This window comes from Streptomyces sp. NPDC041108, from assembly GCF_055592645.1.
This window is the reverse complement of record NZ_JBVIYK010000018.1, coordinates 158,816-173,408: the sequence shown is the minus strand read 5'-3', so window position 1 is coordinate 173,408 and position 14,593 is coordinate 158,816. Positions and strand designations below refer to the sequence as shown.

The 14,593-nt window shown below is 74.0% G+C and carries 7 protein-coding genes; 3 read left to right on the top strand and 4 right to left on the bottom strand.

Annotation, left to right across the window (positions count from 1 at the left end):
- Both ACZ6BB_RS35590 and ACZ6BB_RS35585 read right to left on the bottom strand, forming a co-directional pair.
- The coding region (locus ACZ6BB_RS35590; RefSeq protein WP_471619258.1) for a type I polyketide synthase at positions 1–1,669 on the bottom strand (1,669 nt) is incomplete at its 3' end.
- Between the two features lie 89 nt (positions 1,670–1,758).
- A complete protein-coding gene (locus ACZ6BB_RS35585; RefSeq protein ID WP_471619257.1) occupies positions 1,759–8,385 on the bottom strand; it encodes a type I polyketide synthase in 6,627 nt (2,208 codons plus the stop codon).
- 247 nt (positions 8,386–8,632) lie between these two features.
- Here ACZ6BB_RS35585 and ACZ6BB_RS35580 point away from each other — a divergent pair, with 247 nt between their 5' ends.
- Positions 8,633–9,478, top strand: coding sequence for a thioesterase II family protein (locus tag ACZ6BB_RS35580; protein ID WP_471619256.1), 846 nt, complete (start codon positions 8,633–8,635; stop codon positions 9,476–9,478).
- Here ACZ6BB_RS35580 and ACZ6BB_RS35575 read toward each other — a convergent pair.
- Both ACZ6BB_RS35575 and ACZ6BB_RS35570 read right to left on the bottom strand, forming a co-directional pair.
- Positions 9,450–10,292 (bottom strand): class I SAM-dependent methyltransferase, encoded by an 843-nt coding sequence (locus tag ACZ6BB_RS35575; RefSeq protein WP_471619255.1) that lies wholly within the window; start codon positions 10,290–10,292, stop codon positions 9,450–9,452. The two genes, ACZ6BB_RS35580 and ACZ6BB_RS35575, sit on opposite strands and share 29 nt — an antisense overlap.
- Positions 10,293–10,448: 156 nt before the next feature.
- Positions 10,449–10,667 carry a hypothetical protein gene (locus ACZ6BB_RS35570; RefSeq protein WP_471619254.1) on the bottom strand — a complete coding sequence of 73 codons (219 nt, stop codon included), beginning with the start codon at positions 10,665–10,667 and terminating at the stop codon, positions 10,449–10,451.
- A 348-nt stretch (positions 10,668–11,015) separates the two neighbouring features.
- Between ACZ6BB_RS35570 and ACZ6BB_RS35565 the strand changes: the two genes are divergently transcribed.
- Positions 11,016–11,831 carry an SAM-dependent methyltransferase gene (locus ACZ6BB_RS35565; protein ID WP_471619253.1) on the top strand — a complete coding sequence of 272 codons (816 nt, stop codon included), beginning with the start codon at positions 11,016–11,018 and terminating at the stop codon, positions 11,829–11,831.
- A gap of 465 nt (positions 11,832–12,296) precedes the next feature.
- Positions 12,297–14,576 carry a M4 family metallopeptidase gene (locus ACZ6BB_RS35560; protein ID WP_471619252.1) on the top strand — a complete coding sequence of 760 codons (2,280 nt, stop codon included), beginning with the start codon at positions 12,297–12,299 and terminating at the stop codon, positions 14,574–14,576.
- Positions 14,577–14,593 lie beyond the last annotated feature (17 nt).

Sequence of the window (14,593 nt, the reverse complement as noted above, 5' to 3'; positions counted from 1 at the left end):
CCGGCCGCCCCTCCGCGACCGCCACCACCCCCCGCAACAACCCCTCACACCCCGCACCCACCACCACCGCCCGATGCTCCAACGCCGCACGGGAGACCGTCGTGGAGAGGCCGACGTCCTGGGGGCGGGCGTCGGGGTGGTCCTCCAGGTGGGCCAGGAGCCGGGCCGCCTGCGCCCGCAGCGCGGCCTCGCCGCGTGCGGAGAGCAACCACGGCACGACACAACCGTCCTCGGCCTCCTCCGAGGCCGCGCCGGGGCCCGCGTCGCCCTGTTCGAGGACGACATGGGCGTTGGTGCCGCTGATCCCGAACGACGACACGCCCGCCCGGCGCGGACGGCCCGTCTCCGGCCACTCCCGGGCCTCCGTCAGCACCTCCATCGCACCCGCCGACCAGTCGACCTGCCGGGTGGGCGCGGCCACGTGCAGGGTCTTCGGCAGCACCCCGTGCCGCAGCGCCATCACCGTCTTGATCACACCGCCGACACCGGCGGCCGCCACCGTGTGCCCGATGTTGGACTTGACGGACCCGACCCACACCGGCCGGCCCTCCGGCCGCCCCTGCCCGTAGACCGCGAGCAGCGCCTGCGCCTCGATCGGGTCGCCCAGCCGCGTCCCGGTCCCGTGTGCCTCGATGGCGTCCACGTCCGCCGGCGACAGGCCCGCGTTCGCCAACGCGTCCCGGATCACCCGCTGTTGGGACGGACCGTTGGGCGCGGTGAGGCCGTTGGAGGCGCCGTCCTGGTTCACCGCCGACCCCCGTATCACCGCCAGTACGGGACGGCCGTGACGGCGGGCGTCCGACAGGCGCTCCACCATCAGGACGCCCACCCCCTCGCCCCAGCCGGTGCCGTCGGCCGTGTCGGCGAACGCCTTGCAGCGGCCGTCCGACGCCAGACCCCCCTGCCGGGCGAACTCGGGGAAGATACCGGGAGTCGACATCACGGCCACACCGCCGGCGAGCGCGAGGTCGCACTCCCCCATCCGCAGCGCCTGTACCGCGAGATGCAGGGTGACCAGGGAGGACGAGCAGGCCGTGTCCACGGTCAGCGCCGGACCCTCCAGGCCGAGCGTGTACGCCACCCGGCCGGACAGTACGCTGCTGGTCGTGCCGGTGAGGGACGAGGTCTCCTCGGAGTCCCGGCACATCGACAGCAGTCCGACGAAGTCTTCCGTCCCACCGCCGAGGAAGACACCGGTACGGCTGCCGCGCAGCGACCACGGGTCGATGCCCGCGCGCTCCACCGCCTCCCAGGACACCTCCAGCAGCAGCCGCTGCTGCGGGTCCATCGCCAGCGCCTCGCGCGGCGAGATACCGAAGAACTCCGCGTCGAAGCCCGCGGGATCGTCGATGAAGCCGCCTTCGAGGGTCACCGAGGAGGAGACGCCGCCGGCCGCTTCGTACAGCTCCTCCAGGGGCCAGCCGCGGTCGCGGGGGAAGGCGCCGATCGCGTCCTTGCCGTCGGCCACCAGGTGCCACAGATCGTCCGGGGAGGCGACCCCGCCGGGGAACCTGCAGGCCATGCCGGTGACGGCGATCGGCTCGCGTATGCGGTCCTCCGTCTGCCGGAGCCGGTCGCGCAGGTCGCGGGCGTCGGCGATGGCCCGCCTGAGGTACTCGCGGAGTTTGTGCTCGGTGGCGCTGCCGGATCCGTCGGATGTGCTGGGCATGCGTGCGTCACTTTCCTCGAGGTGGGGGGTGTGATGCCTGCCCGGCGGGGCGGGGTGTGGCCCCGCCGGGCAGGCGGTGCCGCCCGGGGTCAGGGCAGCCGGGCTCCGTCGTCGACCATGGCGAAGAGGTCGTCGTCGGAGGCCTTGTCGAGGTCGTGGTCGGTGTCGGTGTCGGTGGTGTCGGGCTGCCGCCAGGTCTCCAGCACCTGGCGGAGTCGTTCGTCGAGGCGCCTGCGGTCCGGGTCGTCCCGGGAGACGTCCTCCAGGTGCCGGTGCAGGCCGTCGAGCAGGGCGAGCGCTTCCTGTGCGGGGGACGCCTGGGGCGGGGCGAGTTCGGCGCGCAGCAGTTCCGCCAGTGCCTGGGGGGTGGGGTGGTCGAAGACGAGGGTGGCGGGCAGCCGCAGTCCGGTCGCGGCGCCGAGGCTGTTGCGCAGTTCTACGGCGGTCAGGGAGTCGAAGCCGAGTTCGCGGAAGGTCCGCTGGGAGCCGAGGGAGTTCGGTGAGCCGTGGCCGAGGACGGTGGCGGTGTGCCGGGTGATGAGGTCGAGCAGCAGACGGTCGCGTTCGGTGTCGGAGAGCGCGGCCAGCCGTTCGGCCAGGGCGGGTTCCCGGGCCCCCGCGACGGCGGCGCGTCGCAGGACGGGGGCCTGGACGAGGCTCCGGAAGACGGCGGGCAGGGTGCCCGACTCGGCCTGGGCGCGCAGGCCGGCGGTGTCCAGGGCGAGGGGTGCCACCGCGTCGGCGTCCGCGGCGAGGGCGGCGTCGAAGAGGGCGAGTCCCCGGTCCGGGCCGAGGGCGCGCAGTCCGGACCGGGCCATGCGCCGCTGGTCGGTGTCGCCGAGTCCGGCGGTCATGCCGTCGCCTGCCTGTTCCCAGGCGCCCCAGAGCAGGGAGACGCCTGCGAGTCCGCGGGACCTGCGCTGTGCGGCGAGGGCGTCCAGACAGAGGTTCGCCGCCGCGTAGTTGGCCTGGCCCGGGTTGCCGGTGAAGCCGGAGGCGGAGGAGAACAGGGCGAACATCGCCGGGTCGTGGCCGAGTTCGCGGGTGACGGCGTCGAGGTGCGCGGCGGCGTCGGCCTTCGGCCGCAGGACGCGGTGCAGTTGCTCGTCGGTGAGGCCGGCGGCGATGCCGTCGTCCAGGACACCGGCGGTGTGCACGACCGCCGTGGCCGGCCGGTCCGGGGGCAGTGCGGCCAGCGCGGTGCGCAGGGCGTCGCGGTCGGCGGTGTCGCAGCGAACGGTCGTGACGTCGGTGGCACCGGCCGCGCGCAGGTCGGCCTCCAGTTCGGCGGCTCCGGGGGCGTCGGGGCCGCGGCGGCTGAGCAGCAGCAGGTGCCGGGCGCCGTGGCGGGCGACGAGGTGCCGGGCGACGAGACCGCCGAGGTGGCCGCTCGCGCCGGTGACGACGAAGGTGCCCGCCGGATCGGTGCCGCGGGGGACGGTGAGGACGGCCTTGCCGACCAGTTTGGCCTGGCTGAGCGCGCGGAAGGCGTCGCGGGCGCGGCGGATGTCCCAGACGGTCAGCGGCGGCGGGGTGAGGGCGCCTCGCGCGAAGAGGTCGAGGACGGCCCGGAGCATCTCGCGCATCCGGTCGGGGGCCGCCTCCTGGAGGTCGTACGCCTGGTAGACGACCCCGGGGTGGGCGGCGGCGACGGCCTCCGGGTCGCGGATGTCGGTCTTGCCCATCTCCAGGAAGTGACCGCCGCGCGGCAGCAGGCCGAGGCCGGCGTCGACGAACTCCCCGGCGAGGCAGTCCAGGACGACGTCCATGCCCTGTCCGCCGGTGGTCTGCCGGAAGTGGTCGGCGAAGTCGAGGCTGCGGGAGTCGGCGGTGTGGGCGTCGTCGAGTCCGGCGGCGCGCAGCACCTGCCGTTTCCCGGCGCTGGAGGTGGCGTACACCTCGGCGCCGAGGTGCCGGGCGAGCTGAACGGCGGCGGTGCCGACGCCGCCGGCTCCGGCGTGGACGAGCACCTTCTGGCCGGGGCGGACGCCCGCGAGGTCGACCAGGCCGTAGTAGGCGGTGAGATAGGCGATGGGTACGGCGGCGGCTTGTTCGAAGGTCCAGCCGTCGGGCATCGGGGCCAGCCAGCGGTGGTCGGTGACCGCGACCGGGCCGAACGTGGCGGGGCCCAGGCCGAGGACCCGGTCGCCGGGGCGGACGCCGGTCACGTCCGGGCCGACGGCGGTGACCACACCGGCGAGTTCGCCGCCGAGGCCGCGCAGTCCGTCGACGAGGCCGAGGGCGACGACGACGTCCCGGAAGTTCACGCCGGCGGCGCGGACGTCGACCCGTACCTGGCCGGGGCCGAGCGGTGCGGCCAGGCTCTCGGGCGCCGGGACCAGTGCGAGGTCGTCGATGGTGGCGCCGTCGGCCGCCCGGTCGAGGACCCAGGAACCGGGCCCCGGCGGCGGCAGCAGCGCGGAGTGCCGGGCGAGGGGGATCAGCCGGGGCGCGTGGAGGGTGCCCGCGCGCAGGGCGAGACGGGGTTCCGGGAACGCCAGTGCCCGGGTGAGGACGGCGGCCGACGCCTCGGCCCCGTCCCAGTCGACGACGGCGATCCGGTCGGGGTTCTCGTGCGCGGCGGAGCTCAGCAGCCCCCATACGGCGGCGGCCACCGGATCGGGGGCGTCCTCGCCGTCCCCGACGCGGACGGCGGCCCGCAGCAGCACGACGAGCCGGGCGGCGCCGGTGCCGGCGAGCCAGTCGCGCACGGTGTCCAGGGCCCGCGCGGTCGCGGTGTGCACGGCCGTCACGGCGTCGGTGTCGCCGGGTTCGACGCCCGGGGGCAGGCCCGCGTCGAGGGCGAGGACCACCTGGTCGGCGTCGCGCGCGGCGCCGGCCGTATCCGGGTGGCGGGCGGCTTGCGGCAGGTCGGGCAGGCGGCCGGGGTCTCCCACGAGGCCCCAGCGGTCACCCTCGGCGGCGGGTCCGGCCGGCAGCGGCACCTCTTCCCAGCCGGGCAGATGGAGATCGTCGGCCGGCGCGCCGGCGGGCGCGGGAGCGGCGAGGTCGGGGGCGGCCCGGACGGTCAGGGAGCGGATCGTCGCCACGGGGGTGCCTGTGGGATCCGCGAGCGCGAGGGCGAAACCGTCCGGGCCGGTGGGGGTGATCCGCACGCGCAGTGCGGTGGCGCCGGTGGCGTGCAGGGTCACGCCGTCCCAGACGAACGGCAGCCGCGCCTGCCCGGCCGCCTCGGCGAACGGTCCGCCGGCGAACACGGCGGCGTGCAGGGCCGCGTCGGCGAGTGCGGGGTGGAGCGCGAAGTCGGCGGCGCCCGCGACCGACTCGGGCAGCGCGACCTCCGCGTACACCTCGTCACCGTGCCGCCAGGCACGCCGGACCCCCTGGAAGGCCGGGCCGTAGGCGAAGCCGCCGGCGGCGAAGTCGGCGTAGAGGGCGTCGGTGTCGGCGGGGGTGGCGCCGTCCGGGGGCCAGGTCCCGCCCGTTCCCGCTGCGTCGCCGTCGTCGGGTTCCTCGGCGCCGAGGACGCCGTCGGCGTGCGTGGTCCATGCGTCGCCGTCGGCGGACTCCGGCTGGGAGACCACGCGGAAGGCGCACCGTCCGTCGTCGTCGGGTCCGTCGACGACCACCTGGACCCGTACGCCACCGGAGGGGGGCAGGATCAGAGGGGCCTGGAGGACGAGTTCGGCGACGGCGAGGGCCGTGCGGGTGGTGGCCTCCAGCCGGGAGGCGGCGTGCAGGGCCAGCTCCAGCAGGGCGGTGCCGGGTACGAGGACCGAGCCGCCCACCGCGTGGTCGGCCAGCCAGGGGTGGCTGTCCAGGCCGAGGCGGCCGGTCAGCAGCAGGGTGCCGGTGCCGGCCACGGTGACGGCGGCGCCCAGCAGGGGGTGCCCGGCGGTGGGCAGTCCGGCGGCGCCCGTGGTGGCCGCCGCGCCGGGCTTGGGGCGCAGCCAGTAGTGGCGGCGCTGGAAGGCGTACGTCGGCAGGGGCACCGGTCGTGCGTCGCGGCCCGCGAAGAAGGCCGCCCAGTCGACCGGGACGCCTCGGACGTGCAAGCGCGCGAGCGCGGTGACCAGGGCGCGGGTCTCGGGCTGGTCGCGGCGCTGTGCCGCCACGGGCCGGAGGGCTTCGTCGTCGGTGTCCGCCATGGCGGTGAGCGCGGCGTCGGGGCCGAGTTCGACCTGCGTGGTGACACCGGCCTCGCGCAGGGTGCGGGTCACCTCGTGGAAGCGGACGGTGTCGCGGACCTGTCGGGCCCAGTAGTCCGGCGACCGCCACTCCTCGTCGCTCTGGAGGGTGCCGGTGACGCTGGAGACGACGGGTACGGCGGGCGGGTGGAACTCCAGTTTCCGTACGACGTCGCGGAAGTCGTCGAGCATGGGGTCCATGAGCGGCGAGTGGAAGGCGTGGGACACGCGCAGGTGCCGGGTGCGGCGGCCGAGGCCCGTGAAGTGCTCGGCGATCGAGGCGACGGCGGCGGCCGTGCCGGAGGCCACGACGGCGCGTTCACCGTTGACCGCGGCCAGCGCGACGGCGTCCTCCCGGCCCGCGAGCAGCGGAGCGAGTTCGTCCTCGGTGGCCTCCAGGGCGGCCATGGCGCCGCCCGACGGCAGGGCCTGCATGAGCCGGCCGCGCGCGGCCACCAGGGCGCAGGCGTCGGGCAGGGCCAGCATGCCGGACACATGGGCGGCGGCGAGTTCGCCGATGGAGTGTCCGGCCAGCAGGCGGGGTGTCACTCCCCAGCTCTCCACCAGCCGGAACAGCGCCACCTCCATCGCGAAGGTCGCCGCCTGGGTGTACTGGGTCTCGTCCAGCAGCGCGGCGCCGTCGGTGCCGGGTTCGGTGAACATCAGGTCGCGCAGGGGCTGTTCCAGGTGTCCGTCGAGCTCCGCGCAGACGGAGTCGAGGGCCTGTGCGAAGACCGGGAAGACGGCGTGCAACTCTCTTCCCATGCCGGGTCGTTGGGCCCCCTGACCGGTGAACAGGAAGGCGGGGACCTGTTCGTCGGCCAGTCCCGTCACCAGACCGGGGTCGGGATCCGCGGACGCCAGGGCCGTCAGGGCGCGCGCGAGGTCGTCGCCGTCCGTGGCGACGACCACGGCCCGGTGTTCGAGCGCGGCGCGGGTGGTGGCGGTGGCGAGACCGAGGTCGGTCAGGCGGGGGCCTCCTCCGTCGGCGGCGGCCCGGGTGAGGTGCGTGTGCAGCCTGGCGGCCTGCGCGCCCAGCGCTTCGGCGTCACGGGCGGAGACGAGGACGGGCACGGCGGGCAGCGGCACGACGGCCGGGCCGTCGGGCCCCCGCTCCGGCGCGGCGGCGCCCGTGTCGGACGCCGCGGCCCCGCTCGCCGGGACCGGGGCCGGCTCCTCGTCCGCCGGGGCCTGTTCGATGATGACGTGGGCGTTGGTGCCGCCGACGCCGAACGAGGAGACGGCGGCCCGGCGGGGCCGCCCCAGGTCGGGCCAGTCCCGGGGCTCGGTGAGGAGTTCCACGGCGCCGGCGGTCCAGTCCACCTGGGGGCTGGGCCGGTCCACGTGGAGGGTGCGGGGCAGCCGCCCGTGCCGCATCGCCATCACCATCTTGATGACACCGGCGGCGCCGGCGGCGGCCTGGGGGTGCGCCAGGTTGGACTTGACCGACCCCAGCCACAGCGGGTGCCCGTCGGGCCGCTCCGCGCCGTACGTGGCCAGCAGCGCCTGTGCCTCCACGGGGTCGCCGAGCCGGGTGCCGGTGCCGTGCCCCTCGACGACGTCCACATCGGCCGCGGTCAGCCGGGCGTTGGCCAGGGCCTGCCGGATGACGCGTTGCTGGGAGGGCCCGTTGGGGGCCGTCAGCCCGTTGGAGGCGCCGTCCTGGTTGACGGCGGTGCCCCGGATCACGGCGAGGATCCGGTGCCCGTTGCGCCGGGCGTCCGAGAGACGCTCCACGACCAGTACGGCCGCGCCCTCGCCCCACGCGGTGCCGTCGGCGGCGTCCGCGAAGGACCGGCAGCGGCCGTAGGGGGCCACGTTGCCCTGCCGGGTGCTCTCGACGAAGGTGAACGGGCTGGACATCACGGTGACACCGCCGGCCAGCGCCAGCTCGCACTCGCCGGCCCGCAGCGCCTGGGCGGCCAGATGCAGCGTGACCAGCGAGGAGGAGCACGCGGTGTCGACGGTGAGGGCGGGGCCTTCGAGGCCGAGGGTGTAGGCGACCCGGCCCGACACCACGCTGCCGGCGATGCCGGTGCTCAGCAGCCCCTGGGCCTCGTCGGGGAGGGTGGACAGTTCGCCGCCGTAGTCGTGGTACATGATCCCGGCGTAGACGCCGGTGCGGCTGCCCGCGAGGGTCGAAGGCACGATCCGGGCGTGCTCCAGTGCCTCCCAGGTCACCTCCAGCAGCAGCCGCTGCTGCGGGTCCATGGCGAGGGCCTCGCGCGGGGAGATCCCGAAGAAGCCGGCGTCGAACTCGCCGGCGTCGTAGAGGAAGGCCCCCTCCCGGACGCGGCTGGTGCCGAGCCGGTCGTCGCCGTCGGCGAAGAGGGCCTCGAAGTCCCAGCCCCGGTCGTCGGGCATGGCCCCTACGGCGTCCCGGTCCTCGTCCACCAGCCGCCACAGATCGTCGGGGCTCTCGACGCCGCCGGGGAAGCGGCATCCGATGCCGACGACGGCTATGGGTTCGCTGTCGGCGTCCTCCAGCTGTTTGAGCCGTCGGTGCGCCTTGCGAAGGTCGCCCGTCATGGTGCGGATGTACTCGACGAGCCGTGCTTCGTCCGTCACTGGAACCCCCTGGGGTCGGAGCCGTGCGGATGTTCACCAGGGAGCGGGCAGCGGCTGCCGCAGGACGGCGGGCCGAGCGGTCCTGGATGCTTGGAGCTTCAAGTAGAACGATCACGATCGCGTCGCAACACCCCTGACCTAGCCCCCGGAGGTTAGGGGTGGGGTCAGGGGGCCGTCTGTAACCGGCCCGTCGTCGGCGGCTGTTAGCGTCCCAGGACCGCCAGCCCCGAGCCCCCGGAGCCATCAGGTGACCGTGCAGACCGAGGACAGGGATCTGTGGATCCGCCGCTACCACCCCGCCCCGGACAGTGAGGCGCGGTTGGTGTGCCTGCCGCACGCCGGAGGATCGGCGAGCTTCTACTTCCCCGTGTCCCAGGCCCTCGCGCCACGGGTCGAGGTGCTCGCCGTCCAGTACCCCGGCCGCCAGGACCGCCGTCTGGAACCCTGCGTCGAGACGATCCCCGAACTCGCCGACCGGCTGCTGCCGTTGGTCCTGCGTGAGGCGGACCGTCCCCTCGCCCTCTTCGGGCACAGCATGGGCGCGTCCCTCGCCTTCGAGCTGGCGGGCCTCCTGGAGCAGCGGGCGGGCGTGGTACCGGCGGTGCTGTTCGCCTCCGGCCGGCGCGCCCCGTCGCGCTTCCGTCCCGAGGACGACGTGCACCGTCGCGGCGACGAGGCGCTGCTCGCCGAGATCAGGCGCCTCGCCGGTACCGACACCCGCATCCTCGGCGACGACGAGGTGCTCCGCATGATCCTCCCCGCCCTGCGCAACGACTACCGCGCCGCCGAGCTGTACCGTCCCGCCCGCTTCCACCGAGTGACGTGCCCCGTCACGGCGTTGGTGGGCACCAGCGACCCCAAGGCCCCCGTGGACGACGTCCGGGCCTGGCAGGAGCACACGACGGGCCCCTTCGCCCTGCACACCTATCCGGGCGGCCACTTCTACCTGGTCGACCAGGCCCCCCAGGTCCTCACCCTGCTCACCGAGACCCTGGCCGGAACCCTGCCCGCCGCCCGTCCCGCCGCCACCGGCAGCGCCGGTGGACCACCGCCGGCACCCGCCCCTACCCCGGGGGCTTCCGCCAGATCCTGACCTCGGTGGCGGGCAGGCGCTCCGCGAACGGGTGCCGGCCGGGAGCCGTCTCCGCCAGCAGCGCCCGCAGGTCCCGTTCGAACTCGGCCCGCCTGTCGCCGAACAGGTGCGGCGCCGCATCGGACCGGGAGAACGTCCATGCGACGAGGTCGTCCGTGGTGCGGGTGACGACGTCGCCGCCCGGCACCACATGGCGCGCGAAGTCCACGAACCCGGCGCGCGCGATGACCAGTTCCTCCCCGCCCGGCGTGCCGTCCACCAGCACCCCCTGCCCCGCGCGGCGCACGGGGCCCAGGTACCGGCGCACCAGCCCACCGATGCGTTCGTACGGGGGCGCGGGCGACGGCGGGGGCGCGGGCTCGGGGGGCGGGTCCTGCAGTTCGTTCACGTGGACGAGCGCGCCGCCCGGTTCCAGCATCTCCCGCACGACGGCCGCGACACGGTCACGGTCCGTCCAGTGGAAGGACTGCGCGAACACCACGGCCCGGAACTCCCCCAGTCCCGCGGGCAGTTCCTCGGCGCGGGCGGCGACCCAGCGAGCGTGGGTCACCCCGCGCCGTCCGGCCTGCCGCCGGGCCTCGGCCAGCATGTCCTCGTCCGGATCGACACCGACCGCCTCCTCGAAGTACCGCGCCATCGGCAGCAGCACGGTCCCCGGACCACAGCCGACGTCGAGGAGTCTGCCCCGGCCGTCCAGACCGAGGGCACCGGCGAGCGTCTCGGGAAGGCCCGGGGCGTACGGGAGCCGGCCTCGCCCGTAGTGGGCCGCGCTGCCCCGGAAGAGCGTCCGGTCCCACTGCCATCCGTCAGGCATGCCGCCCTCGCTCCCTAGCCCCGCACGTCGGACCGAGCACGCCGGCCGGCCCGGTCGTACCCCGCGGGCGGGGGCGCGGACTTCGGCGGGCGGCGCCGGTGGGGACGTGTACGGGAGATTCGCCGTCACCTGCCGGCGCATCTCCCCCTCACGTCACTACAGCGCGAACCCCAGCAGGGCTACTTCGAGGGGAAGCGCGGGGCGCTCGGGGAGGGCGGGAGGGTCCTGGCCCCGGCCGGTGTGCGTGGGCGGGACGGGGCGGAGGGTCTTGATCCCCTCGGCGGCCCATCCCGCGTCCGTCGGAGGCAGCGACAGCGTCATTCGGCGGCCGTCGGCCAGCGTGGTCTCGAACGTGGTCGGGTCGATCGTCGTCATGGCAACCCACTTCCGTCGCGCACCGGGTGCGGTCCAGCCTCACCTGTATGGACGTCCGTTCGAGCAGGGAAGTTCCCGCCCCGCGTGCGGCCGAACCGCCCTGTGCCACCGCCGCCACACGGGCGGCCACCCCTCCACGGCACGGCCGCCATCCACCCGCCGCACCGTCGTCACGGCACCCGGGGCACCCGCCGCCACCCGGCCGCCGTGCCCCCGTCGACCGGTCCGCCCCCTCGCAGTCCTCCCGCCCGGGTCCGTCAGAAACGTGAACTGGCCTACGAGGAACGGGTGTCGAGACGTAAGTTGTGTCCGGAACTCCTCGCTTCGGCTGAAAGACGGACGGTAGACATGACCGACCACGCGACCACCCCCGGACCGGCGGCGCATCAGAAGATCGACACCTCGGTGCCGCACTCGGCCCGTATCTGGAACTACTGGCTGGGCGGGAAGGACAACTACCCCGTCGACGAGCAGGCCGGAGACGCGTACACCGCCGTGTTCCCCGGCATCGTGACCATCGCCCGCAGCAGCCGCGCGTTCCTGCGCCGCAACATCACCTATCTGGTCGCCGAGGCGGGCATACGGCAGTTCCTCGACGTCGGAACGGGCCTGCCGACCGCGGAGAACACCCATGAGGTCGCGCAGCGGATCGCCCCCGAGGCGCGGATCGTCTACGTCGACAACGATCCGCTGGTCCTGGCCCACGCCCGCGCCCTGCTCTACTCCACGCCGGAGGGGGCGACCGCCTACGTCGACTCCAACGTGCTCGACCCGGACCGCATCCTCGCGGCCGCCGCCGAGACCCTCGACCTGAACCGGCCCACCGCGCTGATCCTCAGCAACATCCTGGGCCATGTCGCCGACCACGACCAGGCGCGCTCCATCGTCGACCGGCTGCTCGGGGCGCTGCCCTCCGGGAGCTATCTCTCCATCAACGACGGTTCCCGTGGCATCGACCCGGTCTTCGAGCGGGCCCAGGACGGGTACAACGAGAGCGGCGCCGTGCCCTACAACCTGCGTACGGTCGACGAGATCACCTCGTTCTTCGACGGCCTGGAGCTGCTGGACCCCGGCGTGGTCTCGGTGCCTCTCTGGCGCCCGGACGCCACCGACCCCGCCCCGCAGGTCATCGCCGAACACGGCGGCCTCGCCCGCAAGCCGTGACCGCACACGTCGTGACCTCTTACGCCATGACCACACACTCGCCATGACGCCGCGCGCGTAACCGCCCGCGCACCCCGGCAAAGGGTGCCCACCGGAGCCAGGACGCGTCCGGCCGGCGCCCGGCCCCACGGCACACGGCGCCCGCCCCCGTGCGGGGGCGGGCGCCGTGTGCCGTCGTGAACCGGACCCGGTGGCCGGAACGTTCCGGTGCAGGGTCTCGGCGTGCCGACGGCATCGGGGAAATCCCTGGCCACCGGCGGTCGTTGATCGATCACTTTCCGGCCAAACAGTTGGCGTGCTCCTGACACAGGACTCACACATCTGTCACTCTGTGCCCACCCCGTCTCGCGACGGAGCACGCGCACCCGCATCGCAGCTCTCCCTGCTCCACCCGGTGCCTCGACCCGTGCACCGGGTCCTTCGTACGGCCGCTCGACCAACGTCGGCCGCAGCTAAGGAGTTCGCGTGAGATCCACCCCCCACAGACGTACCACGGCCACAGCCGCCCTCGTCGTCGCGGCGGCGGTACTCGCCGTCGCCGTACCCGGCGCCCCGGCGATGGCACGCGGTGACGGCGGAGAAGGCACCGCCCGTCCCGCCGCCGTGAAGCCGGACCGCGGGTCCCTGCCCGCGAAGCTCACGCCCGGTCAGCGCGAAACCCTCATCCGCAAGGCCGAGAAGGCCACGGACACCACCGCCGACCACCTCGGCCTGGGCGGCCGGGAGGAGTTGCGGGTCCGCGACGTGGTCAAGGACGCCGACGGCACCGTGCACACCCGCTACGAGCGCACCTACGCCGGACTCCCCGTGCTCGGCGGCGACCTGGTCGTCCACGCCGCGAAGTCCGGCGCGGTCGAGAGCGTCACCCGCGCCTACAAGCCCGCGTTGAAGGTGGCTGACCTCAGCGCCGAGGTCAGCAGGGCCACCGCAGAGAAGCAGGCACTGGCGGCGGCGAAGAAGGAGGGGTCCACCAAGACCGCTCCGGACAGCAGCCGCAAGGTCGTCTGGGCCGCCAAGGGCACGCCGACCCTCGCCTACGAGACGGTCGTGAGCGGCTTCCAGCACGACGACACGCCCAGCGAGCTGCACGTCATCACCGACGCGCAGTCCGGCAAGAAGCTGTTCGAGTACGAGGCCGTGCACACCGGGACGGGCAACACCCGCTACAGCGGCACGGTGACCCTCGGCTCCAGCCAGTCGGGTTCGTCGTACACGCTGACCGACGCGGACCGCGGCAACCACCGCACCTACAACCTGAACCGGGGCTCGTCCGGGACGGGCACGCTGTTCAGCGGGAGCGACGACGTCTGGGGCGACGGGACCGCCGCCAACCTGGAGACCGCCGGCGCGGACGCGCACTACGGTGCCGCGCTGACCTGGGACTACTACAAGAACGTGCACGGCCGCAACGGCCTGCGCAACGACGGGGTCGCCCCGTACAGCCGGGTCCACTACGGCAACAACTACGTCAACGCGTTCTGGCAGGACACCTGCTTCTGCATGACGTACGGCGACGGGTCGGGCAACGCCAACCCGCTCACCTCCATCGACGTGGCCGCGCACGAGATGACGCACGGTCTGACGTCGGTCACCGCCAACCTCGTCTACAGCGGTGAGTCCGGCGGGCTGAACGAGGCGACCTCCGACATCTTCGCCGCCGCCGTGGAGTTCGCCGCCGGCAACTCCGACGACGTCGGGGACTACCTGGTCGGCGAGAAGATCGACATCAACGGCGACGGCACGCCGCTGCGTTACATGGACAAGCCCAGCAAGGACGGCTCCTCGCGCGACTACTGGTCCTCCACGCTCGGCAACAACGACGTCCACTACTCCTCGGGCCCGGCCAACCACTGGTTCTACCTGGCCTCCGAGGGCAGCGGCGCGAAGGTCGTCAACGGCGTCTCCTACGACTCGCCGACCTTCGACGGGCTGCCGGTGACGCCGATAGGCCGGGAGGCCGCCGAGAAGATCTGGTTCCGGGCGCTCACCACGTACATGACGTCCGCGACCAACTACGCCGCCGCGCGCACCTACACCCTGCGGGCCGCCGCCGACCTGTACGGGCTCGGCTCGGTGACCTACAACAACACCGCCAACGCCTGGGCCGCGATCAACGTCGGCTCCCGGATCCTCGACGGCGTGACGGTCGTACCGCCGGCCGCCCAGTACACCCTCACCGGGCAGGCGGTCACCCTCGACGTCCAGGCGTCGTCCACCAACGCCGGCGCCCTGTCGTACGCGGCCACCGGCCTGCCGGACGGGCTGTCCATCGACGCCGCCACGGGACGCATCTCGGGCACCCCGACCACGGCCGGGAACTGGACGCCGACCGTCACCGTGACGGACGCGGCCGACAAGACCGGGAAGGCGAGCTTCGCCTGGCGCGTGGACGAGGAGGGGAACCAGTCGGTGTTCGAGAACACCGCCGACTACCAGATCCCCGACAACGACACCGTCGAGTCCCCGATCAACGTCAACCGGGCCGGAGCGGCGCCCAGCACGCTCACCGTGGACGTGGACATCGTCCACACCTGGCGCGGTGACCTGGTCATCGACCTCGTGGCCCCGGACGGCACGGCGTACCGGCTGAAGAACTCCGCCTCGTCCGACTCGGCCGACAACGTGGTCGAGACGTACACGACGGACGCCTCCGCCGAGACCGCCGCGGGCACCTGGAAGCTGCGGGTGCAGGACGTGGCGAGCCTCGACACCGGCTACATCAACAGCTGGAAGCTGACTTTCTGACGAATCGTCACCTCTTG